The 24,945-nt window shown below is 63.2% G+C and carries 27 protein-coding genes; 19 read left to right on the plus strand and 8 right to left on the minus strand.

The genetic code is table 11. The features are described from left to right. From V1289_RS40055 to ccoS, 6 genes are all read left to right on the plus strand, one after another. On the plus strand, nt 1-165 hold the full coding sequence (locus V1289_RS40055) for a cbb3-type cytochrome c oxidase subunit 3 (RefSeq protein WP_334404627.1): 165 nt from the start codon (nt 1-3) through the stop codon (nt 163-165). Nucleotides 166-171: 6 nt separating this feature from the next. Then, nucleotides 172-1,044 carry a cytochrome-c oxidase, cbb3-type subunit III gene (gene ccoP, locus V1289_RS40060; protein ID WP_334404629.1) on the plus strand — a complete coding sequence of 291 codons (873 nt, stop codon included), beginning with the start codon at nt 172-174 and terminating at the stop codon, nt 1,042-1,044. A gap of 97 nt (nt 1,045-1,141) precedes the next feature. Then, on the plus strand, nt 1,142-2,605 hold the full coding sequence (gene ccoG / locus V1289_RS40065; protein WP_334404631.1) for a cytochrome c oxidase accessory protein CcoG: 1,464 nt from the start codon (nt 1,142-1,144) through the stop codon (nt 2,603-2,605). Between the two features lie 19 nt (nt 2,606-2,624). Continuing rightward, nucleotides 2,625-3,125 (plus strand): FixH family protein, encoded by a 501-nt coding sequence (locus tag V1289_RS40070; RefSeq protein WP_334404633.1) that lies wholly within the window; start codon nt 2,625-2,627, stop codon nt 3,123-3,125. 13 nt (nt 3,126-3,138) lie between these two features. Further along, a complete protein-coding gene (locus V1289_RS40075; RefSeq protein ID WP_334404635.1) occupies nt 3,139-5,331 on the plus strand; it encodes a cation-translocating P-type ATPase in 2,193 nt (730 codons plus the stop codon). Continuing rightward, entirely contained in the window at nt 5,331-5,504 is a 174-nt protein-coding gene (gene ccoS, locus V1289_RS40080) for a cbb3-type cytochrome oxidase assembly protein CcoS (protein WP_334404637.1), read from the plus strand. The genes V1289_RS40075 and ccoS overlap by 1 nt, the downstream gene beginning before the upstream one ends. Nucleotides 5,505-5,547: 43 nt before the next feature. Here ccoS and V1289_RS40085 read toward each other — a convergent pair whose 3' ends face one another. From V1289_RS40085 to V1289_RS40095, 3 genes are read right to left on the minus strand one after another with little or no spacing between them, the layout of a single operon-like run. Further along, the gene (locus tag V1289_RS40085) at nt 5,548-6,255 is read right to left on the minus strand and encodes a DUF1045 domain-containing protein (protein WP_334407865.1); all 708 of its coding nucleotides are present in this window, start codon (nt 6,253-6,255) and stop codon (nt 5,548-5,550) included. Between the two features lie 20 nt (nt 6,256-6,275). Next, a complete protein-coding gene (locus V1289_RS40090) occupies nt 6,276-7,469 on the minus strand; it encodes an alpha-D-ribose 1-methylphosphonate 5-triphosphate diphosphatase (protein WP_334404638.1) in 1,194 nt (397 codons plus the stop codon). Beyond that, nucleotides 7,466-8,134 carry a chloramphenicol acetyltransferase gene (locus V1289_RS40095; protein ID WP_334404639.1) on the minus strand — a complete coding sequence of 223 codons (669 nt, stop codon included), beginning with the start codon at nt 8,132-8,134 and terminating at the stop codon, nt 7,466-7,468. Before V1289_RS40095 ends, V1289_RS40090 begins: the two co-directional genes overlap by 4 nt. 188 nt (nt 8,135-8,322) lie before the next feature. Here V1289_RS40095 and phnC point away from each other — a divergent pair, with 188 nt between their 5' ends. The 4 genes from phnC to phnE (V1289_RS40115) all read left to right on the plus strand — a co-directional run bounded on the left by phnC (nt 8,323) and on the right by phnE (V1289_RS40115) (nt 11,960). Further along, on the plus strand, nt 8,323-9,138 hold the full coding sequence (gene phnC / locus V1289_RS40100) for a phosphonate ABC transporter ATP-binding protein (protein ID WP_334404641.1): 816 nt from the start codon (nt 8,323-8,325) through the stop codon (nt 9,136-9,138). A gap of 73 nt (nt 9,139-9,211) precedes the next feature. Then, entirely contained in the window at nt 9,212-10,141 is a 930-nt protein-coding gene (phnD, locus tag V1289_RS40105; RefSeq protein WP_334404643.1) for a phosphonate ABC transporter substrate-binding protein, read from the plus strand. Nucleotides 10,142-10,224: 83 nt separating this feature from the next. Next, entirely contained in the window at nt 10,225-11,109 is an 885-nt protein-coding gene (phnE, locus tag V1289_RS40110) for a phosphonate ABC transporter, permease protein PhnE (protein ID WP_334404645.1), read from the plus strand. Then, on the plus strand, nt 11,106-11,960 hold the full coding sequence (gene phnE / locus V1289_RS40115; protein WP_334404647.1) for a phosphonate ABC transporter, permease protein PhnE: 855 nt from the start codon (nt 11,106-11,108) through the stop codon (nt 11,958-11,960). Before phnE (V1289_RS40110) ends, phnE (V1289_RS40115) begins: the two co-directional genes overlap by 4 nt. On the opposite strand, the gene phnF is transcribed toward phnE (V1289_RS40115), so the two are convergent. Continuing rightward, entirely contained in the window at nt 11,957-12,685 is a 729-nt protein-coding gene (gene phnF / locus V1289_RS40120; RefSeq protein WP_334404649.1) for a phosphonate metabolism transcriptional regulator PhnF, read from the minus strand. The genes phnE (V1289_RS40115) and phnF overlap by 4 nt on opposite strands. Nucleotides 12,686-12,804: 119 nt before the next feature. Here phnF and phnG point away from each other — a divergent pair, with 119 nt between their 5' ends. The 8 genes from phnG to phnN are packed head-to-tail and all read left to right on the plus strand — an operon-like array spanning nt 12,805 to nt 19,132. Then, a complete protein-coding gene (phnG, locus tag V1289_RS40125; RefSeq protein ID WP_334404651.1) occupies nt 12,805-13,266 on the plus strand; it encodes a phosphonate C-P lyase system protein PhnG in 462 nt (153 codons plus the stop codon). A gap of 3 nt (nt 13,267-13,269) precedes the next feature. Further along, the gene (gene phnH / locus V1289_RS40130; protein ID WP_334404653.1) at nt 13,270-13,878 is read left to right on the plus strand and encodes a phosphonate C-P lyase system protein PhnH; all 609 of its coding nucleotides are present in this window, start codon (nt 13,270-13,272) and stop codon (nt 13,876-13,878) included. Between the two features lie 2 nt (nt 13,879-13,880). Continuing rightward, nucleotides 13,881-14,984 (plus strand): carbon-phosphorus lyase complex subunit PhnI, encoded by a 1,104-nt coding sequence (locus V1289_RS40135; RefSeq protein ID WP_334404655.1) that lies wholly within the window; start codon nt 13,881-13,883, stop codon nt 14,982-14,984. Continuing rightward, a complete protein-coding gene (locus tag V1289_RS40140) occupies nt 14,981-15,865 on the plus strand; it encodes an alpha-D-ribose 1-methylphosphonate 5-phosphate C-P-lyase PhnJ (protein ID WP_334404657.1) in 885 nt (294 codons plus the stop codon). Before V1289_RS40135 ends, V1289_RS40140 begins: the two co-directional genes overlap by 4 nt. Then, on the plus strand, nt 15,858-16,658 hold the full coding sequence (gene phnK, locus V1289_RS40145; RefSeq protein WP_334404659.1) for a phosphonate C-P lyase system protein PhnK: 801 nt from the start codon (nt 15,858-15,860) through the stop codon (nt 16,656-16,658). Before V1289_RS40140 ends, phnK begins: the two co-directional genes overlap by 8 nt. A 9-nt stretch (nt 16,659-16,667) precedes the next feature. Next, nucleotides 16,668-17,366 (plus strand): phosphonate C-P lyase system protein PhnL, encoded by a 699-nt coding sequence (gene phnL / locus V1289_RS40150; protein ID WP_334404661.1) that lies wholly within the window; start codon nt 16,668-16,670, stop codon nt 17,364-17,366. Between the two features lie 15 nt (nt 17,367-17,381). Further along, nucleotides 17,382-18,539 carry an alpha-D-ribose 1-methylphosphonate 5-triphosphate diphosphatase gene (locus V1289_RS40155; protein ID WP_334404663.1) on the plus strand — a complete coding sequence of 386 codons (1,158 nt, stop codon included), beginning with the start codon at nt 17,382-17,384 and terminating at the stop codon, nt 18,537-18,539. Beyond that, a complete protein-coding gene (gene phnN / locus V1289_RS40160; protein ID WP_334404665.1) occupies nt 18,536-19,132 on the plus strand; it encodes a phosphonate metabolism protein/1,5-bisphosphokinase (PRPP-forming) PhnN in 597 nt (198 codons plus the stop codon). Before V1289_RS40155 ends, phnN begins: the two co-directional genes overlap by 4 nt. A gap of 85 nt (nt 19,133-19,217) precedes the next feature. Here phnN and V1289_RS40165 read toward each other — a convergent pair whose 3' ends face one another. Beyond that, complete coding sequence (locus V1289_RS40165) at nt 19,218-20,561, minus strand: IS5 family transposase (protein ID WP_334404667.1); 1,344 nt, start codon at nt 20,559-20,561, stop codon at nt 19,218-19,220. A gap of 254 nt (nt 20,562-20,815) precedes the next feature. Continuing rightward, on the minus strand, nt 20,816-21,781 hold the full coding sequence (gene cobD, locus V1289_RS40170) for a threonine-phosphate decarboxylase CobD (protein WP_334404669.1): 966 nt from the start codon (nt 21,779-21,781) through the stop codon (nt 20,816-20,818). Between the two features lie 85 nt (nt 21,782-21,866). Between cobD and cbiB the strand changes: the two genes are divergently transcribed. Next, nucleotides 21,867-22,841: an adenosylcobinamide-phosphate synthase CbiB gene (cbiB, locus tag V1289_RS40175; protein WP_334404671.1), complete on the plus strand. Its 975-nt coding sequence runs from the start codon at nt 21,867-21,869 to the stop codon at nt 22,839-22,841. Here the strand turns inward: cbiB and V1289_RS40180 are convergent. Further along, nucleotides 22,825-24,312 carry a cobyric acid synthase gene (locus V1289_RS40180; protein WP_334404673.1) on the minus strand — a complete coding sequence of 496 codons (1,488 nt, stop codon included), beginning with the start codon at nt 24,310-24,312 and terminating at the stop codon, nt 22,825-22,827. The two genes, cbiB and V1289_RS40180, sit on opposite strands and share 17 nt — an antisense overlap. Beyond that, on the minus strand, nt 24,312-24,923 hold the full coding sequence (gene cobO / locus V1289_RS40185) for a cob(I)yrinic acid a,c-diamide adenosyltransferase (RefSeq protein WP_334404675.1): 612 nt from the start codon (nt 24,921-24,923) through the stop codon (nt 24,312-24,314). The genes V1289_RS40180 and cobO overlap by 1 nt, the downstream gene beginning before the upstream one ends. Nucleotides 24,924-24,945: the final 22 nt, after the last annotated feature.

Consider the following 24,945-nt stretch of genomic DNA (forward strand, 5'->3'; position numbering starts at 1 on the left):
ATGAAAGCAATCCTAACAGTCCAGAATTTCACATCGGATTTCGTCACGACATTCTGGACGCCGATTTTCGTCGGCATCTTTCTCGCCATCGTGGCTTACGCGCTTTGGCCTCGCAATCGGGCGGCATTCGACGATGCGTCGAAAATGCCGCTGCGGGAGGATTGACCAATCATGGCTGACCACAACGATCTGGACCACGTCACCGGAAAAACGACCACCGGTCACGAATGGGATGGCATCAAGGAACTAAATACGCCGCTGCCGCGCTGGTGGGTCATCACCTTCTACCTCACCATTGTCTGGGCGGTGGGTTATTGGGTCGTGTATCCCGCCTGGCCGATGCTGTGGAGCAATACCAGCGGCCTGTTGCACTACTCGTCCCGGGCGGACGTCGGTGTCGAACTTGCCAATCTGGAAAAGATACGCGGCGACAAGATGGTTGCGCTCGGCGCCGCGCCGCTCGCGGATATCGAAAAGGACCCGGCGTTGCTGGCGCTCGCCCGCGCCCGCGGCAAGACGGTGTTCGGCGACAATTGCGCGCCTTGCCATGGCAGTGGCGCGGCCGGTGCCAAGGGTTATCCGAATTTGAACGATGACGATTGGCTGTGGGGCGGCACGCTCGACCAGATCGTGCAGACGATCCAGTTCGGCGCGCGCTCGGGACATACGAAGGCCCATGAGAGCGCGATGCTGGCCTTCGGCAAGGAGGGGGTCCTCAAGAAGGAGCAGATTGTCACCGTCGCGAACTATGTCCGATCATTGTCCGGCCTGTCGACGAGCCAGGGCTATGACGCGGCGGCGGGCGCGAAGATTTTCGCGGACAACTGCGTAGCCTGTCACGGTGACGGCGGCAAGGGAAACCAGGAACTCGGCGCGCCCAACCTCACCGACAAGATATGGCTCTACGGTTCTGACGAGGCGACCCTGATCGAGACGATTACCAACGGCCGTGGCGGCGTCATGCCGGCTTGGGTCGGCCGTCTGGATCCCCCCACGATCAAGGCGCTGGCGGTCTATGTTCACTCGCTCGGCGGCGGAAAGTGAGCGCGGCGGGCGACGGTTCCCCAGGTTTGTTTGAGGTGGATCAACTGCGCATCTGAGGCCTCCGGTTAGGCTCGGCCGCAAATGCGAGATCCCTCAGATGAACACGACCGCATCCCCGATCGAAGTGGAGATTGACGATTACGGACCGCTTTATGCCGCCCGTAAGAAGGTCTATCCGCAAAGCGTCTCCGGAACATTCCGCCGCATCAAATGGGGCCTGATGGCGTTTTGCCTCGGCGTCTACTATTTGCTGCCGTTCGTACGCTGGCATCGCGGTCTCGGCGCGCCCGACCAGGCGGTGCTGGTCGATCTGCCGAACAGCCGGTTCTATTTCTTCTTCATCGAACTGTGGCCGCAGGAGGTTTATTACTTCACGGGGTTGCTGATCGTCGCCGCCATCACGCTGTTCCTGATGAACTCGATCGGCGGCCGGATCTGGTGCGGATATCTCTGCCCGCAGACCGTGTGGACCGACCTGTTCTACGCCGTCAAGCGAATGGTGGAAGGCGACCGCCGCGAGCGCATGAAAAAGGACGCTGCCAAAGGTACGCTGAAGCTGCAGCGCTTTCCCGAAATCACGCTGAAACATTCGATCTGGCTGATGATCGCGTGGTGGACCGGCGGCGCCTGGGTGCTCTATTTCAACGATGCGCCGACGCTGGTGAAACAGCTGGTCACGTTCCAGGCGCCGATGCTGGCCTATATCTGGATCGGCATATTGACAACTACGACCTATCTGCTCGCCGGCTTCATGCGCGAGCAGGTCTGCGTCTATATGTGCCCGTGGCCGCGAATCCAGGCCGCGCTCACCGACGAATGGGCGCTCAACGTCACCTACAAATACGACCGGGGTGAAACGCGCACCTCGCTGAAAAAGGCCAACGAATTGCGCGCGCTCGGCAAGGCGGTCGGTGATTGCGTCGACTGCTATCAATGCGTCGCGGTCTGCCCGACCGGCATCGATATCCGCGACGGCGCGCAACTCGACTGCATCCAGTGCGGGTTGTGCATCGACGCCTGCGATACCGTGATGAAGAAGATCGGCAGGGAAACCCGGCTGATAGGCTACGACAACGACATCAACATCCAGCGGCGCCAGGCCGGCAAGCCGCCGATCTATCGCATCGTCAGGCCGCGCACGATCGTCTACAGCGCGATGATCGCAGTCGTCGGCGCGATCATGCTGTATGCACTGCTGACGCGGTCGCTGCTCGACGTCAATGTGCTGCATGACCGCAATCCGGTCGCGGTGAAATTGAGCGACGGCTCGATCCGAAATGCCTACACAGTCCGTCTTCTGAACAAACGCGAAGTCGATCGCGTCATCGCCATCGATATCGACGGGCCAGCGAACGCGACGGTCCATGTCGTTGGCATCGATTCCGTGACCCCCGATCGGCCGATGATCGTGCTCGGCCGCGATCAGACCACCGAATTGCGGCTGCTGGTAACGGCGCCGTCCGAGAACAACCCCGAGAAGTCGATCCCGGTGCGATTCCGGGTGACCGACATTGGTCTCGGCGAAGTCGCCTCGGCGATCGACAATTTCGTCACGCCGTAGCATCCCGACGGAGTATCGCATGAACAGAGTGTCTCACACACCGAAACCGTTGACCGGACGCGCGGTGTTATTTCTGCTGGTCGCGTTCTTCGGTGTCGTGATCGGGGTCAATCTGGTCATGATGAAGTTCGCGATCCAGACCTTGCCGGGCACCGAGGTCGACAGCGCCTATAGCGCCAGCCTGGCCTATGAGGGGGAGATCGCGGCCGCCCACGATCAGAACGCGCGCAACTGGAAAGTCGACGCACACGTTCAGCGCGGCCCCGATGGTGGTGCGACGCTGCAGGTGGAGGCACGGGACAACGACGGCCGGCCGATGTCCGGTCTGAAGTTTCAGGGCCGCTTCGAACGTCCAGCCGACAGGCGCGCGGATCAGGCGGTGACACTTGCGGAGACCGGGATCGGTATCTACCGCGGCAGCGCGTCGCTGATCGCGCCGGGGCAATGGGACCTCGTGCTTCAGGGCGATGCGGCGGGCCGACGGATGTTCCTGTCGAAGAATCGTGTGCTGTTGAACTAGGAAGGCATCGACCATGCAGGCCGTGCGCGACTTTTCGCATTACGTCCGGGACGTAGGCTCCGGTCTGTCCCACATCGATCTGGCAGTCGAGGGCGTCAGTTGCGCCGGATGCATGTCCAAAATCGAGCGCGGACTATCGGCGATCCCCGATGTCACGCTCGCACGCGTCAATCTCACCGACCGCCGCGTGGCGCTGGAATGGCGCCAGGGTGCGGTCGATCCGGCCCGATTCATCGACCGGCTCGCCGAGCTTGGCTACAAGGCCCACCCGTTCGAGACCGAAAGCGCGGAGGCCGCGGAAGCCGAGCGATCGGGCTTCCTGCTGCGCTGCCTCGGGGTCGCGGCGTTCGCGACCATGAACGTGATGATGCTGTCGATCCCGGTGTGGTCCGGCAACATCGGCGACATGATGTCCGAGCAGCGCGATTTCTTTCACTGGCTGTCGGCGCTGATCGCGCTGCCGGCCGCAGCCTATGCCGGCCAACCGTTCTTCCGCTCGGCGTATCAGGCGTTGCGCACCCGCAACGTCAACATGGACGTTCCGATCAGCGTCGGCGTCATGCTGGCGCTGGGCATGTCGCTGATCGAGACTATCCACCACGCCGAACATGCCTATTTCGATGCGGCGATCATGCTGCTGACGTTTCTGCTGGTGGGCCGTTATCTCGACCAGAACATGCGACGACGAACGCGGGCGGTTGCCGGAAACCTGGCGGCGCTGAAGGCCGAGACCGCGACCACGTTCGTCGGTGCCGGCGAGATCGCCGAGGTGCCGGTCGCTGCGATCCATACCGGCGACATCGTCCTGCTGCGGCCCGGCGAGCGCTGCGCGGTCGATGGCACGGTGATCGAGGGCCGATCCGAGATCGACCAAAGCCTGATCACCGGCGAAACCGTGCACGTCACCGCAGCGCAAGGCACGGCCGTTTATGCCGGGTCGCTCAATATTTCTGGCACGCTGCGCGTCCGCGTCTCGGCGGCGTCGGAAGGCACGCTGCTGGCGGACATCACCCGGCTACTCGACAATGCCTTGCAGGCCCGCTCCCGATATGTGCGTCTCGCAGACCGCGCCTCGAGGCTGTATGCGCCGGTGGTACATGCCGCGGCGCTGTTGACCATGATCGGCTGGGCCTTGATGGGGGCGAACTGGCACGATGCGGTTGTTACCGCAATCGCGGTGTTGATCATCACCTGTCCCTGCGCGCTTGGCCTCGCCATTCCGACCGTCCAGACGGTGGCATCGGGCGCAATGTTCCGCGCCGGTGTGCTGCTCAATTCGGGCGATGCCATCGAACGGCTGGCCGAGGTCGACCGGATTATCTTCGACAAGACCGGAACCCTGACCTTGCCTGAACTCGACGTTGTCAATTCCGCAGCTATCCCGCCCGAAATGTTCGAGCTTGCCGGACGGCTGGCGCTCGCAAGTCATCACCCGGTCGCCGCCGCGGTGGCGCGTACGTCGAACGCCCGATCACCGCTGGCCGGCGTGGTCGAGGAGCCCGGGCAGGGCGTTCGCGCTTTCATCGAGGGCGAGGAGATCAGGCTGGGTAGGCCGTCCTTTTGCGGTGCCGACCGGCTGGCCAACGAGATTCTGATCCGGGACCCGGAAGTGTCGGCCGTCGCGTTCAGCCGGGGCGGTGCCCGCTATGTGTTCGCGGTCCGGCAGCTTCTGCGCCCGGATGCGCCAGCGATGATGGCCGTGCTTCAGGCACGCGGCATCGCGGTGGAGATTGTCTCGGGCGACCGGGAACCGGCCGTGCGGGCGGCCGCGCAATCGCTCGGAATTGGCGAGTGGCGTGCCGGCGTCACGCCAGCCGACAAGATCGCGCGCATCGAAGAGCTGAAACAGCAGGGCTTCAAGGTCATGATGGTCGGCGACGGGCTGAATGACGCGCCGGCGCTCGCCGCCGCGCATGTTTCGATGTCGCCGATCAGTGCCGCCCATCTGAGCCAGGCCACCGCGGATCTTGTGTTTCTCGGCAAGCCCCTCGCTCCCGTGGTTGCCGCGATCGATTTCTCGCGGAAGGCGCTGTATTTGATGCGGCAGAATCTCTGGCTTGCGGTCGGATACAATTTCCTTGCGGTTCCGATCGCGATTGCCGGGTTCGTGACGCCGCTGATCGCGGCGGTCGCGATGTCCGGCTCCTCACTGCTGGTAATGCTGAACGCGCTTCGCGCGCGCGGCGTCGCGCAACGGAGGTCATGATGGAAGTGCTGGTCATTCTGGTGCCGCTGGCGCTTGCGCTCGGCCTCGTAGGGTTGCTCGGATTTCTTTGGTCGCTCAAGAGCGGGCAGTATGACGATCTCGACGGCGCGGCCTGGCGGGCCATTGCCGATGATGAGCCGGTAACGGAGCATCCGTCGGACGGACCCGCTTAGGCGCCTCGATCCCTAGTTGGCGGTCCGCCATTTCCGATCCCAGCTAGTCCTGCATTTGCTTGACGGCGCAATGTTGGATGATCCGGAAGCGTGAGTCAGCATGATCCTGGCGGAACAGTGCGACCCGGTCGATCGCGAGCGTCTTGAGACCGATTGCGGAAAACCGATCCCTCAGCATCGCCATCACGGGCTCGCGCCGCGCTTCATCCAGTCGGCCGGTCAGCGTCATGTGAAACCGAAACTCTTCCATCACATAAGGGTAGCCCCAGCGATCGAGATATTCACACTGCCTCGGTGTCAGTTTCGCGGGATTTCGTCGCGCGCGATCCCCGGCCGTCAGCGGCGCGCGGAATGAATCGAATTCTCGGGTCACATCCCCGACAAACTGCAGCAGTTCCGCCGACGGTTTTGCCGGCATCACGGCGATAAAGCCGCTGATCGAATCGACGACGGGCTCAATCGCCGGAATGGACCGTGCCGTACCGGCAAAAGCCTCGCACGCCGCGGCGAGCTGAGCCTCGGTCCTGCCGAGCGCCAGCGCCATCGGCGCCTTCAGTGTGGCGTGAAAGCCGTACTTTCGCGGATCCTGGGTCAGGTCGCGCCAGTCGGGCGTGGCCAGGGTCAGGTCGCGCGGAAAGGGCAGGTCGTCCCCGCGATAGGCGTCGTAGCCGAGTAAATCTGCGCCAAAACGGTCCAGCACACTGCCGGGTGCGGGAGCGTAATAAATGGCATAGCGTGGATAATTCCCCATCGCCGCACAATAGAGCCGCGTCACGCGGCTGCAACTGCCTTGCGCGGGATGGCGGATGAATGGATGAGACGGCTCGCATCCGTCAAATGCACCAGACGTCCCGCGGCAATGACCGCGACGATTCGCGGCCGCAGCGGCATCCGGTCATCGACGAGGATGATGTCGGCGCGCTGGCCTTCGGCGAGAACGCCGCGATCTCCAAGACCCGCAGCGCGCGCCGGCGCCGCCGAAATCAGCTCCCAGGCTTTGGCAAGCGGCAGCACGCCGTCGGCATCAAGCCGGAACGCCGCCAGCAATTGCGCCGGATAGTAATAGTCGGACGCCAGCACCGAACACAGGCCCTTGGCGATCATGTCAGATGCCTTGGTCCACCCGGTATGGCTGCCACCGCGCACGACGTTGGGCGCGCCGAACACGATGAAGTCGCCGGCCTCGGCCGCCCCGCGCGCGGTTTCCTCGTTCACCGGAAATTCGGCTATCCCGACGCCTTGCGAGCGAAATGCCGCCCGCATCGCCGGGCTTGCATCGTCGTGCGACAGCATCCGGACATCGGCTACGCGCGCGGCCTGCGCCAGGCGTGCGATTGATGGAGGCACATCGTGAGCGCGGGAAACGACCCGCTCCACCAGCCGGTCGAACGCGTCGTTCGAGAGTCCGGTTCGTTCCACCATGCGGCTGCGCTTTTGCGGTTTTGCCAGACTGGCAATCGTCGAATCCATGTGATCGTTGAACGCCAAGAGATCGATGCGTCCTTCTGCCAGCCATTTGACGATTTCGGCCTCGGCATCGAGATTATAGGTCTCGTGACGCAAATGGAATCGTGTATCCGCGGCAAGCTGCGGCCGCATCGATTCGATCGCCTCGAGCAGAAGCCTTGCATTATCGCCGCTGCGCAGTCCGGGCTCCCAGGACCATGTCGTGGCGTGATAGACGGTGGTGATGCCGTTGCTGATTGCCTGCCGGTCGCTGTCCGCCAGCGCCACATCGACGGGAAAGTCGACCCCGGCGCGCGGCATCATCTGCCGCTCGAACGCGTCGCCATGCAGGTCGACGATGCCAGGCAGCACCTTGAGGCCATCGGCATCAATGTGGAGCGAGGCGCGTCCCTGGTCCGAACCCACGGCGCTGATTTCGCGACCGGCGACCCGCAGCGAGGTCTCGACAATTTTGCGACCGACCAGCGCCCGGCCGCCTTCAAGAAGGATATCTGTCACGATATTGCACTCCGCCGTCTGGCGTGGGAGCGAGCCGAGCCGCCCGCCGCCTCGTATTTCCTGAGGAAATTCTCGATACCAAGCCTTCGGAAATCAGGCAGGGCGGCACGGAGCGTCTCATGGTCCCAATCCCACCAACCAAGCTCGGCCAGTCGGCTGGTGATGGCCTCGGGAAATCGCCGCTTGATCGCCCGCGCCGGATTTCCCGCCACGATGGTGTAGGCGGGGACGTCCTTGGTCACGATCGCACCGGCCGCGACCACCGCGCCGGTGCCGACCGAGCGCCCCGGCAATACGATGGCGCCATGCCCGATCCAGACGTCATGGCCGATATGGACGCGGTGTTCGCGCCGCCATTCAAAGAAATCGGCGTCGTCGCTCTCGCCCTGAAAATAGGCGCTGGCACGATAGGTGAAATGCGCCTGCGACGCCCGGTACATCGGATGATTGCCGGGGTTGATCCGGGTCATCGCCGCGATCGAGCAGAATTTGCCGATCGTGGTGTAGGTGATCTGTGCGTCGTTCACGACATAGGAATAGTCGTCCATGGTGACGTCGAGCAGGATGGTCCGCGCACCGACCTCGGTATAGGCGCCGAGTTGGCTTTCACGCACTGAGGCGGTGGGATCGACGGTCGGTTCAACGGAGAGCATCTTGCCGGCCATTTGCGTTTCCATGAGCAATCGGGATTAGAGGTGCTGCGCACGTCATCAATGGGCCTGATGACAATGTCATGACGGATACATGACAGTTGTCCCCGGTGTGGATGATCGCCGCACCGCGGCGCGGCTGTCACACAACTGTTAGATACCGGCGCTAGCGATGACCGAGGACGACGCGGTTGGAGCAATGCATGCTGGTGGTAGAAGGTTTGACGTGCCGTTTCGGCACCAAAGCCGCGGTTGACAATGCTTCCTTCTCGGTAGCACCCGGTGCCTTTATCGGTGTGATCGGTCGGTCTGGCGCCGGCAAATCGACGCTGCTGCGAATGATCAACCGCCTCGCTGACCCCACCGAAGGCCGGATCGTGTTCGAAGGCATCGATGTCACTGCGCTGCGCGGCAGGGATTTGCGGCAGTGGCGTGCGCGTTCGGCGATGATCTTTCAGCAATTCAACCTGGTTGGCCGGCTCGATGTGCTGACCAATGTATTGATGGGGCGTTTGGCGGAAATCCCGTCCTGGCGTTCGCTGGCACAGCTTTGGCCCGAACACGACAAGGCGCTGGCGATGTCCGCGCTCGAGCAATTCGATATGGCATCGCTCGCGGCCCAGCGCGCCGACCAGCTTTCCGGCGGTCAGCAGCAGCGTGTTGCGATTGCGCGCGCGCTGGTGCAGGAGCCCGACATCATCCTCGCCGACGAGCCGATCGCCTCGCTCGACCCACGCAACACCCGGATCGTGATGGACGCGCTGCTGCGCATCAACAAGCACTTCGGCATCACCGTGATCTGCAATTTGCATTCGCTCGATCTGGCGCGAAACTATTGCGATCGCCTGATCGGGATGTCGGCCGGCCGCGTGGTGTTCGACGGCGCGCCGGTGACGCTGACCGATCATATCGCGCGTGAGCTTTACGATCTCGAGGCCAACGAAGTCATGGGCAGCGCGCCGATTCATGCGCCTGAAACCGCAACCGTTCCGGCGCTCGGCACCGCAGCTGCGGCCTGATCGCTTCAGTACAGGGCGGCCGTTGCAAGCCTGCAATCGGCCGATGGGCGTAACTACAACAAGAGGGTACATCATGATCACTCGTCGCATCGTTCTGGCCAGCGCCGCCGCGCTGGCGTTCACCGCATCCGCGTCAGCCGAAGACTGGAAGGCGAAATATCCGGAAATCACCTTTGCCGTGATTCCGGCCGAGAACGGCTCCGGCGTTCTTGAACGCTACACGCCGTTCGTGAACTATCTGTCGAAAGAGCTCGGCATCAAGGTGAATCTGCGCGTCGCCAACGACTATGCCGCCGTCATCGAAGGACAGCGCGCCGGCAACATCCAGATCGGCTATTACGGTCCGGCGTCGTTCTCGCGCGCCCGCCTCACCGGGGTGAAGACCGACGCCTTCGTGATCGATGTCAACGCCGACGGCTCCAAGGGTTATTATTCGGTGTTCTACGTGCTCGCCAAGAGCCCGTACCAGAAGATCGAAGACCTAAAGGGCAAGAACCTTGGCTTGGTCGACCCGAACTCGACGTCGGGTAACAACATGCCGCGTTTCAAGATGAACCAGATGGGGATCGATCCCGACGCCTATTTCTCAAAGGTGATCTTCACCGGCAGCCATGAGAACGCCGTGCTGGCGCTGGCCCAGGGCACGGTCGACGTCGCCGCCAATTGGTGGAACGCGGAAGATGATTCGAACCTCACCCGCATGCTCGCCAAGAACATGGTCAAGTCGAGCGACGGCACGCCGCTGAAGAAGGAAGATTTTCGCGTCATCGTGAAGTCGGACCTCATCATCAACTCGCCCTACGCCTATCTCAGCGACCTGCCCGAGGACATGAAGGCCGCAATCAAGCAGGCATTCCTCAACGCTCCTGAAAAGGACAAGGAAGCCTTCAAGAAACTGTCCGATGGCAAGAATCTGCCCTGGCAGCCGATTACCAACGCAGACTACGACAAGACCATCGAGCTGATTAAGTTCGTCGACAATCTGCGCAAGAAGGCGTCCTGATCGGACGGCGGATACAAGACCAGGCCGGGTCCATGTGACCCGGCCTTTTTCTCGTTTGGCGTTGAACCGGATCGTAATCATCGATGGCCACGGCCGTATCCATTCTGCCCGGCCCTCAGCTGGCGGCGCTCAACGAGGCCTATCGCAGGGCAGTCGCGCGCAAGCGCCTGAGAATGACATTGGCGGCGGCGGTGTTTTTCGCCGCACTCGTCATTTCCGCCATCGGCGCGGAAGTGAACCTGCGCACCTTCTTCACCTATTTCGGACATTTCGTCAGCTATTTCGACCGCATCTTCACGCTGGAAAACGGCGCCCGGGTCTGGACTGACATCGGTGAGTGGTTCTGGGGCTGGCACAAGTGGCTCAAGATGCTCGGCGAGACCATCCTGATCAGCTATGTCGGTACCCTGGCCAGTGCGGTGCTGGCGTTTGCGCTGAATTTCCTTGCGGCCGAAAATACCTCGCCCGCGCCGTTGCTGCGTTTCGCCGTCCGCCGCCTGTTGGAATTCGCCCGGACGGTCCCCGGCATTGTGTTTGCGCTGATTTTCGTCATCGCATTCGGCCTCGGGCCGATGGCGGGCGTGCTCGCCATCGCCATCCATTCCACCGGCGCGCTCGGAAAGCAGTTCTCCGAGATCGTCGAAAACGCCGACATGAAGCCGGTTGAAGGCGTACGATCGACCGGCGCAAGCTGGCTGTCCTGCATGCGGTTCGCAGTGTTGCCGCAAGTAACCGCAGGCTACGCGAGCTACGCGCTGCTGCGTTTTGAGATCAACGTCCGCGAGGCGTCCGTCATGGGCTTCGTCGGCGCCGGCGGCATCGGGCAGGAGCTCGTGGTCGCGATCCGGAAATTCTACTATTCGGACGTCAGCGCGATTTTGGTTATGATTATCGTCACCGTCTTTGTGATTGATATCGCCACCGGGTGGTTGCGCGGCCGGCTGTTCGGCAAGGACGCCCGCGCATGAGCCAGCTACCGAAACCCGATGCAGGGCAGCTGCGCGCGAAATACCCCGACGTCTTCGAGCGGCCGGCTTCGGCGCGGCTGGCGATGCCGGCGATGATCCTTGGCGCTTTCGCCATTTTCGTGTTCGGGCTGGTCGATCTCGACTTCTCGCCGGCAAGATTGTTCTCAGGCCTGCACCAGCTTGGCTGGATCACGCTGATGATGATCCCACCCGACCCAGGCTCCTCGTTGCCGATCTATCTCTCCGCGCTCGGCGAAACTCTGTCGATCGCGTTGCTCGGCACCACGATCGCAGCGGTGTTCGCGCTGCCGGTCAGCCTGCTGGCCGCGCGAAATATCATTCCCTCGAACCTGATCCGCTTTCCCGTTCGCCGGTTCCTGGACTCCATCCGCGGCGTCGATACACTGATCTGGGCGCTGGTGTGGATCAACGTGGTCGGCCTCGGCCCGTTCGCCGGCGTGCTGGCCATCGCGGTGTCCGACTTCGGCGCGTTCGGCAAATTGTTTTCCGAGGCGATCGAGGCCGCGGACAAGAAGCAGGTCGAGGGCATCCGCGCCTCCGGTGGCAGTGTCCTGCACGAGATACGCTTCGGCCTGATGCCGCAGGTACTGCCTGTGATCGCAGGCCAGGTGCTCTATTTCATCGAATCGAACACGCGCTCGGCCACCATTATCGGCATTGTCGGTGCCGGCGGTATCGGCCTGCAGCTGGCTGAGCAGATCCGCGTGCTGGAGTGGCAGAAGGTCTCGTTCCTGATCCTGATGATCCTGGTGGCGGTTGCCGCGATCGACTGGATCTCGGGCAAGCTGCGCTTCGCCATCATCGGGCGGCGCGCGGTCGCCCAGTTTTAGCTGTTCTCGACCAGGAACTCGACGCGCTCGGCGGCAAAACGCGAGCGTTTTGTCACGAGCGGCTTGCCGTCGGGATCGAGGTCGGTGCTGTCGACCACGAGGACGGGACGTCCAAGCGCAAGATCGAGCCGCGCGGCGTCGGAAGCGTCGGCGATGGCCGCGCTGATCCGGGTTGATCCCCGGCGATAGTCGCGGATGCCGTAATGCGCGAGCAGCTTTGTCATCGAGCGCGCGCCGACGAATACGCTCCCGGCGCTGGGAAAGCGTTCGGCCGATAGCCACGTGGTGCTGATACAGATCGGCGTTCGGTCGGCTAATCGCAGGGATTCGATCCGGATCAACGGCGCGCCGGTCTTCAGTGCAAGTTCCCGCGCCAGTTCGCGCGTCGCGACTTCCTCGGAGGCGTCGATCAACTGGCCGTGCGGCTCGCGGCCGCCGGCGCCGACGATTTCGGAAAACCGCGTCCGCGAGCGCAGGGGATAAGCCAGCCGTCGCGTCTCGACATAGGTGCCGCTGCCGCGCTCGGCGCGCACCAGCCCGCGTTCCGAAAGCGTCGCCAACGCCCGGCGCACGGTATGGCGGTTAACCCGATAGGTTTCGGCGATCTCGGTCTCGCCCGGCAGCTTTTCACCGGCCGCAAAGCGGCCATCGGCGATGCCGCGTTCGATTCCGTCGGCGACCTGCCGCCACAGCGCGACACCGGTAGCAGCATCCTGCATGTTCATGGTGTGGACCCGCCCATGGAACGCATCCGGAAAATCATCCTTTTGTCACGAAACAGTCATGGCGTTTCGTTATCAAGTTGTCTAGTATAATAGACAACTTGATTCCGGCAAGGGCCGCTATGACCACAACGACAGAAAATGCCAGGCAGGCGCAGCGCAAGCTGGCGATGGCGGTGCTCGCGCATTCCGACTCGGCCGAGATCTCGGGCCGTCTCGATGCGGTCGCGTTGCCGGCCCATGAAAATCTGCGCGAGCCCGAGAATGGCCTCGTGATGGTCCGCGGCCGCATCGGTGGCGACGGTGCGCCGTTCAATCTTGGCGAGGCAACGGTATCGCGTGCGGCGGTGCGGCTTTCGACCGGCGAAGTGGGTTTCGGCTACACGCTCGGGCGCGACCGGCAGAAGGCCCGGATGATCGCGCTGTGCGACGCCATGCTGCAGTCGGATCAATTCGCCGGCGTGGTCGAATCCGGGGTGATCGCCCCGTTGCGGGCCGCGATCGCCGCGAACCGGAAGCGTCAGGCTGCGGAGACCGCGGCGACGCGAGTCGATTTCTATACGCTGGTGCGCGGCGAGGGGTGAGGCATGACGACGGTTGCGGAGTTGCCAGCAGGATTTGTCGACAAGGTATTGTCGGCGCAATCAACCTTCCGCTCGGTGATGGATGCGATGGCGCGTCCCGGCAGCGTTCAGCGCATCGAGGCGGTCGCCGGCGAACCGCCCGGCATGATGCGCGGCACCGCAGCGATCGCACTGACCTTGTTCGACCATGACACGCCGATCTGGCTCGATGCCCGGATGTCCCAGACATCGGCCGTCGCCAAATGGCTGAAATTTCACACCAGCGCGCCGGTGATTACGGATGCCTCGGTCGCCAGCTTTGCGTTGATCGGCGACGCACCGGGCCTTCCGGCGCTGGAACGGTTCGCGTTCGGCAGCAATGAATATCCCGATCGCTCCACGACGCTGATCCTGCAGGTCGAAAGCCTCACCACAGGACCGGCCTTCGAATTGCGGGGGCCTGGCATCGACGGCACGATTGTACTGCAGGCCACGATCCAGCCGCCGGACCTGTTCGAACGGCTTTCGATCAATCAGACAATGTTTCCCCGCGGCATCGATGTCGTGCTGGTCCATGACGATGTCATTGTCGCGATACCCCGCACGACGCGGCTTGTCACGATGGGAGCCTGACCATGTATGTTGCCGTCAAGGGAGGCGAACGCGCCATTGAGAACGCCCACCGCCTGCTGGCGCATGAGCGCCGTGGCGATCGGGATGTTCCCGAGGTTTCGCTCGACCAGATCTCGGAACAGCTCTCGCTCGGCGTCGATCGCGTCATGACCGAAGGCTCGTTGTATGACCGCGAGCTTGCGGCGCTCGCCATCAAGCAGGCGCGTGGCGACATGATCGAGGCGATCTTCCTGGTCCGTGCCTTCCGCGCCACGCTGCCACGGTTCGGCGCGACCGAGCCGGTCGATACCGGCGAGATGCAGGTGCGCCGCCGGATTTCATCGACCTTCAAGGACATTCCGGGCGGCCAGATTCTCGGACCGACCTTCGACTATACGCATCGTCTGTTGGACCCGCAGCTTGCGGAGGGGTGGGTGCCCGAGTTGCCCGCGACGGGTGAAGCGTCAGCCGCGGCCATGCCGCGCGTCACCGACATTCTCGGCCGCGACGGCCTGATCGAGCCGTCACCCGAAGCGGGGGCTGATGCGGCGGTCGGCGACCTCACGCGCGAGCCGCTCAGCTTTCCGGCCGATCGCGATTTACGGTTGCAGAACCTGGCGCGGGCGGATGAGGGCTTTCTGCTGGCGCTCGGCTATTCCTCGCAGCGCGGCTACGGCCGCAACCATCCCTTCGCCGGCGAAATTCGCTTCGGCGAGGTCGAGGTTGAATTTTTCGCCGAAGACGCCGGCTTCGCGGTGCCGCTCGGCGGAATCGCGCTGACCGAATGCCAGATGGTCAACCAGTTCAAGGGCTCGGCGAGCGAAGCGCCGTGCTTTACCCGTGGCTACGGTCTGGCGTTCGGACAAAGCGAGCGCAAGACCATGTCGATGGCACTGGTCGACCGTGCCTTACGCGCGCGCGAGCTCGCGGAAGAGGTCGTTGCTCCTGCCCAGGACGAAGAGTTCGTGATGTCGCATTCGGACAATGTGCAGGCGACCGGATTCGTCGAGCATCTCAAGCTGCCGCATTACGTCGACTTCCAGTCCGAGCTCGGCCTGTTGCGCAAATTACGCAAGGAGTTTGCCGAGGCTGCGGAAGCTCCAGCGATGCAGGAGGCCGCCGAATGAACGCTCCAGCTTACAATTTTGCCTATCTTGATGAGCAGACCAAACGGATGATCCGCCGCGCGATCCTGAAAGCGATCGCGATCCCCGGCTACCAGGTGCCGTTCGCCAGCCGCGAAATGCCGATGCCCTATGGCTGGGGTACCGGCGGCGTGCAGGTGACCGCGGCGATCCTCGGTCCCGATGACGTGCTGAAGGTGATCGACCAGGGTTCCGACGACACCACCAACGCGATCTCGATCCGAAAGTTCTTCGGCAAGACCGCCGGCGTTGCGACCACGACCAACACCACGGACGCCACCGTCATCCAGACCCGGCACCGGATTCCCGAGGCGCCGCTGCATGCGGGACAGGTGCTGGTCTATCAGGTGCCGATCCCTGAACCCCTGCGCTTCCTCGAGCCGCGCGAGACCGAGACGCGGCGCATGCACGCGCTCGGCGAATACGGCCTGATGCATGTCAAGCTCTACGAGGACATCGCCCGCTTCGGCCACATCGCGACTTCCTACGCCTATCCGGTGAAGGTGAATGCGCGGTATGTGATGGACCCGTCACCAACGCCGAAATTCGACAATCCCAAGATGGACAATTGTCCGGCGCTGCAATTGTTCGGCGCCGGCCGCGAGAAACGCATTTATGCGATCCCGCCGCACACCACGGTGGTCTCGCTCGATTTCGAGGACCACCCGTTCACGCGTTACCGGTTCGACGCGCCCTGTGCACTGTGCGGGGCCGGTGATTCCTATCTCGACGAGATCGTCACCGACGATAAGGGCGGCCGGATGTTCGTCTGCTCCGATACCGACTATTGCGAGACGCGCCAGGTGGCGGGCCATCGCGGCAGCGAGAGCGTGGCCCCGCACAAGGAGAGGGCGCATGGCTGAACAGGTGAGCGCGCCGGAAAACGACCAGCCTCTGCTGATCGCCGAAGGACTGGGCAAGAATTATGGTCGGCTGACCGCCTGCCGCGATGTGTCGTTTGCGCTCTACCCCGGCGAGGTGCTGGCGATCGTCGGCGAGTCCGGCTCGGGCAAGACGACGCTGCTGCAGCTATTGTCGGCGCAGCTTGCGGCGAGCACTGGACGGGTGTCGTACCGAATGCGCGATGGCGTGTTGCGCGATCTCGCGAGCCTTGGCGAGGCCGAGCGGCGCTTTCTGTTCCGGACCGACTGGGGCTATGTGCATCAGGATCCGGCGCAGGGCTTGCGGATGGCCGTCTCCGCCGGCGCCAATGTCGGCGAACGGCTGATGGCGGTGGGCTGGAATCACTATGGCCGCATCCGCGACACCGCGTCGTCATGGCTGGAACGCGTCGAGATCGATGTTGGCCGCATCGACGATGCGCCGCGGACCTATTCGGGCGGCATGCGGCAGCGGCTGCAAATCGCGCGCAATCTGGTCACCGAGCCGCGCCTGGTATTCATGGATGAGCCGACCGGCGGCCTCGATGTGTCGGTCCAGGCGCGCCTGCTGGATTTGATGCGCAACCTCGTCAGCGAACTCGGACTTGCGGCCATCGTCGTCACCCACGACCTCGCGGTGGCGCGGCTGTTGTCGCATCGCGTGATGGTGATGAAGGGCGGCCGCGTTATCGAGACCGGACTGACCGATCAGGTGCTCGACGATCCCCGCGAGCCCTACACCCAATTGCTCGTTTCCTCGATTTTGCCGGCGTGAGCTAAGCCAATGACTGCGATGATCGACATATCAAACGCCGAAAAGACTTTTACCATGCATCTGCAGGGTGGAGTGGAACTGCCGGTGGTCCGCGGCGTCTCGTTTCATGTCGAGCCGGGCGAATGCGTGGTGCTGTCCGGCCCATCCGGCGCGGGCAAATCGTCGATCCTCAAGATGATGTTCGGCAACTACCGTTGCGACGGCGGCCGGATCGGAATCCGGCACCAGGGCGCCATGATGGATCTCGCCAAGGCCGAGCCGCGGCAGGTTCTCAGCGTGCGTCGCGCTACCATCGGCTATGTCAGCCAGTTCCTGCGCGCGGTGCCGCGGGTGGCGACCATCGACGTCGTGGCCGAACCCCTGATAGCGAACGGGGTGGCGCGTCCCGAAGCGCGCGAACAGGCCGGTGCGCTGCTGCACCGCCTTAACATTCCCGAACGGCTGTGGGCGCTGCCGCCATCGACCTTCTCGGGCGGCGAGCAGCAGCGCGTCAACATCGCGCGCGGTTTCATTTCCGATTTGCCGATTCTGCTTCTGGACGAGCCGACCGCTTCGCTCGATGCCGCCAATGGCGCCGTGGTGGTGGAATTGATCGACCAGAAGAAGCGTCAGGGCGTGGCGATGGTGGCAATCGTCCATGACGACGAGATCCGTCATCTGATCGCCGACCGAATCGTTGATGTGACGTCGTTTGCGGCTGCTGCATGAAGGAAGAGATGTGAGATGACTTCGATCAAGCACGAGACCGTCATTGCAAACGCCAGGATAGTCCTGGCCGATCGCGTGATCGAACGTGGCTGGGTGGCTTTTGCCGATGGCCGCATCGCTGAACTTGGCGAAGGCCATGCGCCTGCCGGCAGCGAGGATGCCGCCGGGGACCTGATCATGCCCGGCCTGATCGAGCTGCATACCGATCATCTCGAAGCGCATTATGTGCCGCGCCCAAAAGTGTTCTGGGATCCGATTGCGGCAGTCGTCTCCTATGACGGACAGCTTGCGACATCGGGCATCACGACGGTGCTGGATTCGCTGCGGGTCTGGCGCGAGGATGGCGCCGAAGAGGTCGACGGCCGGGCCGGGGTACTGGCTGAAGCGATCGCATCGGCGCGGGAGGCGAACCTGCTGCGTGCCGATCATTTCCTGCATCTGCGCTGCGAGATCCCGATGCCGAGCGTGGTCGAGGAGGCCAGGGAGCTGATCGGACGGCCGGACGTCCGACTGATGTCGCTGATGGATCATACGCCTGGCCAACGCCAATTCCGCGACGAGGTCAAGCTGCGCGACTATTATCGCGGCAAGGGCGCCGGCATGACCGACGCCGAGCTCGATGTGCTGTTCGCGAGACGGTTTACCTATCAGAAAACCTACGCCGCCACCAATATGCGCGCGATCGTCGCGCTGGCGCAACAATATGAAATCCCGCTCGCCAGCCACGACGATACGACCGAGGAAAACGTCGCCGACGCCATCAGCGATCGCGTATCGGTGGCGGAGTTTCCGACCACGATCGAGGCCGCGCGCGGACTGCATCAGGCGGGTATTGGCATCTTGATGGGGGCGCCGAACGTGGTGCGGGGCGGCTCGCATTCCGGCAACATCGCCGCGATCGATCTCGCCCGCGAAGGGCTGTTGGACATCCTGTCGTCCGACTACATTCCCTCGAGCCTTTTGATGGCTGCCCTGCAATTGCCCGAGCGCGTGCCGGCAATCGATCTGGCGTCGGCGGTTCGTACCGTTACCAAGACACCGGCGGAAGCGGTGGGGTTAGCTGACCGCGGCGAGATCGCGGTCGGCAAGCGCGCCGACGTGATCCGGGTGCACGTCGCCCATAACGTTCCGGCGGTGCGCAGTGTCTGGCGCGAAGGGCAGCGTGTGGCATGACGGAGGCGCCTGTTGTCGCAGAACATCGTGTCGCCGCGATTGGACCCGGCAGTCTCATTCTGGTGGTTGGCCCAAGCGGCGCCGGCAAGGATACGCTGCTTGGGCTGGCAAAAGCCGCCTGCGCCGACGATCCCAATATTGTGTTTCCGCGCCGCGTGATCACGCGCGTAGCCTCGGCGTCTGAAGACAATGAAGAGGTCAGCCCGGACGCGTTCCGGCAGGCGCTGGCGCGGAACGAATATGCCGTGCACTGGGAGGCGCACGGCCATTGCTACGCCTTGTCACGTAGGATCGACGACGACCTGCGCGCCGGGCGCACGGTGATTGCCAATGTATCGCGGACCGTGATTGCAACGGTGCGCCGCGCTTACGCCGACGTCGTGGTGGTTTCGATCACGGCGCCGACAAACGTTCTTGCTGAAAGGCTGGCGATGCGGGGGCGCAGCAGCGATGGCAAAATCGAGCACCGGTTAAGCCGGACGGTCGATGACATTTCGGCTGCGCCCGACGTCACCATCGTGAATGTCGATAGCGCCGAATATCACGCGCGCCAGTTCGTCCGGATCATCAAGGGCGATCGGTGGGAGGCCTAGGCTTGAGTTGCGCGACGCAGTGGCGACGAATAAAAAAGTAAATCAAAACAATATGTTATTTAGTCGTCCGTGAAGAACGCTGATTTCAGACTGAATTGATCAACGGGTCGGCGAAGAGAGCGGCCAGGATTTGGCGCAGCAAAATCCTGAGCCAGCGGATCAGGCGGCGGAAGTTGTAGCCGACGGCGGCGAGGACGGCGTTGTTGGCGTCGCCGCGCCGGAACCAGAGATAGTTGCGGCCCATGCGGTGCTCGGCCTTGAGATGGCCGATGACGGGCTCGACGGCGGACCTGCGGCGGAGTTCGCGCTTGATCTGCGGCGTCACCCCTCGCTTTTGCCCCGAGATGAAGACCCTGAACTTGTAATCGGGCGGCGCATTGTGGCCGCGGTAGCCCTTGTCGGCGAGGATGCGCGCGATGGTGTTGCCGACCAACGCTTCCATGTCCGGGATCACGGTTTCCAAGGTGTGGCCATCATATGGATTGCCGGGCAGCGCCTTCACGTGGGTGACGAACTGGCCGCCCTTGCAGTGCTTGAGGGTGGTGGCAACGCTGACCTTGACGCCGAACTCGTAAGGCCGATGGGCCTTGCCCTTGCCGATGCATTCGACTTCCGGCGCATGCAGGGAATAGACCTTCGGTCCGCGTTGACGTTGCTGCTGCTCGCGCACGCGCCGCGCCAGCAATAGCAGCTGTGCGAACGTCCCTTCGAGCCCGCTGTTGCCCTCGATCTTGCGGCCGATGTCGCGGATGACGCGGCCGAGATAGGTGCGCAGCTTCTTGAGCATCCGGTTGGCACGCTTGAACTGCTTGGCGTGGGCATAGCGCTGGTGCTGGATCAGGGCGAACTTGCCCACCCGCGCATAGGACTGGCGCAAATCTACCCCGTGGCGCTGCGCCAGCCGCACCAGCTTCTCGCGCGCCCGGTTCAGAAGCTTGGCATCGGTGGGGAACGTCACGTTCTTGGGCTGCACCGTGGTATCGACGATCACCCGTGACAGCTCGGACGGCTTGATCGCCTTGGTCCTGGCGGCCACCGAAAGGCTCGCCTGGAGCAGCGCCTGCAGCCGCGCCTCGCCCATGCGATTGCGCCAGCGCGTCAGCGACGAGCGATCGAACACCAGCCGGTGCTGGAAGAACTCCTCGCCGCAGAAGAACTGGTAATAGGGGTTCTCGACCCAGCGCTCGCACAGCACCTCATCGGAGAGGTCGTAGGTGTGCTTGAGGATCGCCAGCCCCGCCATCAATCGCGTCGGCAGTGGCGGGCGGCCCGGATCATCCGAGTAGACCGCCCCAAACTCCCGTTCCAGGAACCGCCAATCCACCGTGCGCCCCAGCGCCACCAGTGGATGCTTCAGGTCGATGATCTGATCGAGCCGGGAGCGGAACAGATCCTGCTCTCCCGTCTCCCGCCGTTCCGATGGCCGCATCTGGTCCCCCGCCAAAACATTCAAAGGCGAGTGAATCACAAATCAAATTTGCAAGGAATCCCCTTCCGCACACCCGATTCCCGGCAAACTCGATTGTCACAGCGTCCCGTTTCCAGATTCTAAATCAACGACTTGGGAATTCTTCACGGACGACTATTTAGATTTCCTCAACCCGATGATGAGGTCCTTATTTCGATGCGCTAGTGAGCACCGTGTGCACCGATGTGTGCATCGGGAGATCAAATGCGCCGCTGTTATTCACTCAAAAGCGCAGCAGCGAGACGGTTCCATGCCAGCTTGTCTGCGGGCAGTCCAAATCTCAGCCACTGCGGTTCACGTGCAAAGCAGCGAACGTGGATGCCATGGCGGCCCAACCGTTCTGCGAGCTTGGTCGCTTCGACATGACGGGCAAGGCGGAAGAGCGGCGTCCCGCCAAGTATAGTAAAGCCCGCAGCCTCCAGCACGGCATCGAGCCGCTGCTGATCAGACCGAAGACGCGCGGTCGTCTCGGCGAGCCAATGCGGATCAGAGAGCGCGGTCTTGCCGATCCGCAGCGCGGGGCCTGAAACCGCCCAAGGGCCGAATTCGGCGCGGATGCGCGTTGCGAGCGGGATTTCGGCAATCGCAAAGCCGAGCCGCAATCCCGCCAATCCATAGGTTTTACCGAAGGACCTCAGAACGATCGTTGCAGGCGGCGGATCGGAGGCGATGCTCGCGGTTTCGGGAAGCACATCGATGAAGGCTTCGTCGACGATGAGCAGACCGTTCTTTCTGGCAAGCGCCGTTGCAACGGTGCGAAGCCTGTTCACTGGAATAACACGCCCGGTCGGGTTGTTGGGATTGACGGCGATGACAACGTCGGCGCCTTCACTCTGCTCAAGATCCTTCACGACCGAAACGCGATGGCCTTGTCTCGTCCAACAGGCCTCGTGCTCCTCGTAGGTAGGCCCGAGAATCTCCACGCGAGACGTCGGGACGAGACGGGGAAGAAGCTGGATCAGGGCCTGCGTGCCCGATGCGGCGGCGATCATCTCGGGATCGGGGACACGGTACCTCGCCGCTGCCGCGGCCAGCAGCGCTTCCTCTTCAGAGCGCGCCGGCAGGCGCGACCAGATTTCCGCCGGTAGATTGGGAATCGGGAAGGGGGTTGGATTGATGCCGGTGGAAAGATCGATCCACGGCTCCGGCGCGCCGGGATACCGTTCTCGCGCAGCGTCCAAATCGCCGCCATGCGAGATAGGTTCCGCGGTCGCAGGCCGCATGATAGGCAGGGCCCTCGCACTACCCAGGTGTTCCGGATCACGCATGTTCGCTGAACTCGCTCTCATTGCGCTCGCTATCGAAGCCGCTTTCGGATTTCCGGACGTCCTCTATCGCAGGATCGGCCATCCCGTAGGCTGGATTGGAGCGCTGATAGCATGGTGCGACCGCGCCTGGAACCGCCGTGAGTTCTCGTTTGAGCGTCGGCGCATGCTTGGCGTTGGAACGCTGCTCTCGCTGCTCGCTGTCAGCGGTTTCTCCGCGACGGTCATCTTCCTGCTGGCGCATCACTTTCTTGCAGGCTTCGCAACGACGTTCGTTTGCGGAGCCGTGGCCAGCACGCTGCTCGCGCAGCGCAGCCTCGATGCGCATGTCCTGGCCGTTGCCGATGCGCTGGAGCAGCAGGGGATCGAGGCAGGCCGTCGTGCGGTGTCGATGATCGTCGGGCGTGACACCGCAGCCCTGGACGAAGCCGGAGTCAGCCGCGCCGCCATCGAAAGCCTGGCGGAAAATTTTTCTGACGGCGTCGTGGCGCCGCTGTTCTGGCTCCTGGTTGCGGGATTGCCCGGCATTTTCAGCTATAAAGCGATCAATACCGCCGACAGCATGATTGGCCACAAATCCGATCGCTATCTCGCCTTCGGCTGGGCGTCGGCGCGCGTGGACGATCTCGTCAATCTGCCCGCATCGCGTCTCTCCGCGCTGTGGCTGGTGCTGGCCGCGGCGGCATTACCGGGGCTTTCTCCCCGAGGCGCGATCGCGGTCGTGTGGCGCGATGCGTCCAGGCACCGCTCGCCGAATGCTGGATGGCCCGAGGCAGCGATGGCGGGAGCGCTGGGTTTGAGGCTGGCCGGGCCGCGCGCCTATGACGGCGCGATGATCGACGACCATTGGATCGGCGATGGCCGTGAGGCCGCCTCCGTCCGGGATATTCGCTTGGCTCTCAGGCAATACCGGGTCGCATACGCTATTCAATTTGTGTGTGTGGCGGCACTCGCCGCGGCTATGGCGTTGCTTTGAAATCGGGCGGGCGTGCAAGGTCGAGGAGGCGGTTGCAGTCGACGTGCCGCTCGATGTGGTCGGCCAGCCGATCGAGGGTCGCCTCGACATCGGCTTCGTAGGCGAACCCGGAAGCTTGGCTTGCAATACGACGCAGCCAGTGGCCGCGCTGCCGGTCGTCGGAAAAGAGCCCGTGAACGTAGCACCCGGCGATGCGGCCCGAGCCGTTGACCGCGCCTTCGTTGCGTCCGTCGGCGAAACGCAGAAGCGGTTTTGCGCACTCCATCCCGGTCGTGCGTCCGACGTGCATTTCGTAGCCCTTGAAGGGCGCGCTCCCGTCGGCACTCTCGCCGAAGATTTCGACGAGCATCTTGTCGCCCTGAAGCACCGTCTCGACATCTAGCAGTCCAAGACCGGCGACGGAACCGGCAGGTCCCTCGATTCCGTCGGGATCCGAAATATGCGTGCCGAGCATCTGATACCCGCCACAAATCCCGAGCACATGACCGCCACGCCGCACATGCGCCTTGAGGTCCGTGTCCCATCCGGTTTTGAGCAGCACGGCGAGGTCGGCCATGGTGGCCTTCGAGCCTGGCAGGATGACCAGCGCGGCGTCGCCGGGAATGGGCTCTCCAGGTCGGATGAAGACGAGATCGACGCCGGGTTCAAGGCCCAGCGGATCAAAATCGTCGAAGTTCGAGATGCGGGGATAAGCAAGCACGACGATCAAGCTGCGGTCGCCACCGCCGCGAGCCCGGCCAGTCCCGAGTCCGAGCGCGTCTTCCGCCGGCAGCCTGTACGCCAGGTCGAAGAACGGCACGAGGCCGAGTGGCTGCCAGCCCGTGTGTCGCGCGATTGTTGCCATCCCATCGCTGAACAGCGACGGATCGCCGCGAAATTTGTTGACGATAAAGCCGGCTATCATCGCGGCGTCCTCGGCGGCGATGACGGCCTTGGTGCCGACGAGACTGGCGATGACGCCGCCCCTGTCGATATCGCCGACCAGCACGACGGGCACGCCGGCCGCTCGTGCAAAGCCCATATTGGCGATGTCGGCGGCTCTCAGGTTCACTTCAGAGGCCGAACCCGCGCCTTCGACCAGCACGAGGTCGGCCTCGCCTGCAATGTGGCGCAGGCTTTCGAGCACGGCGCCAAGAAGTCCGGGCTTCATGGCCTGATATTCGCGCCCCCTGGCGTTGCCGACGACGCGGCCCTGTACGACCACCTGCGACCCGGTTTCACTCTGGGGCTTTAGCAGCACCGGGTTCATGTGCACGCTCGGTTGCACACGGGCAGCCCGCGCCTGCAGCGCCTGCGCGCGCCCGATCTCGCCACCATCAGCGGTAACGGCGGCATTGTTGGACATGTTCTGTGGCTTGAACGGTCTCACCCGCAAGCCGCGATTGGCGAACGCGCGCGCCAATCCCGCAACCAGCAGCGACTTGCCGACATCCGAGCCTGTACCCTGCAGCATGATCGCGCGCGCAGGCATTAAAATTCAATGCCTGGCTGTGCTTTGACGCCGGCCGCAAAATGATGCTTCACGGCCACCATCTCGGTCACGAGGTCGGCTGCTTCGATCAATTCAGGCTTGGCGTTGCGGCCGGTGACGACGACGTGCAGGTCAGGCCGCCGGTTCGCGAACGCTGCAAGCACCTGGCCGAGGTCGATGTGCTCGTAGCGCAAGGAGATATTGAGCTCGTCGAGGACCAGTAATTTGATGGAGGGATCTTCCATCAGGTCGGTCGCCCTGGCCCATGCGCGCTCAGCGGCAGCAACATCGCGCGCGCGATCCTGTGTTTCCCAGGTAAAGCCTTCGCCCAGGGTGTGCCACTTGACCTGATCGCCGAAGCGCTCGATTGCGGTACGCTCGCCCGATTGCCAGGCTCCCTTGCCGAACTGCACCACGCCGCACTGAAAACCGCGCCCGATCGCGCGCAGCAGGAGGCCGAAGGCCGCGGTCGATTTGCCCTTGCCCTTGCCGGTGTGGACAATGAGCAGCCCCTTCTCGATGGTCTTTCCGGCAACCTCGGCGTCCTGGACTGCCTTGCGGTTGGCCATCTTGGCCTTGTGGCGCGCTTCATCGTTGGTTTCGGCTGTCATGATAAAACGTTCCTCACATCGA

The sequence above is a fragment of the Bradyrhizobium sp. AZCC 2289 genome (assembly GCF_036924615.1).
Lineage (GTDB): Bacteria > Pseudomonadota > Alphaproteobacteria > Rhizobiales > Xanthobacteraceae > Bradyrhizobium.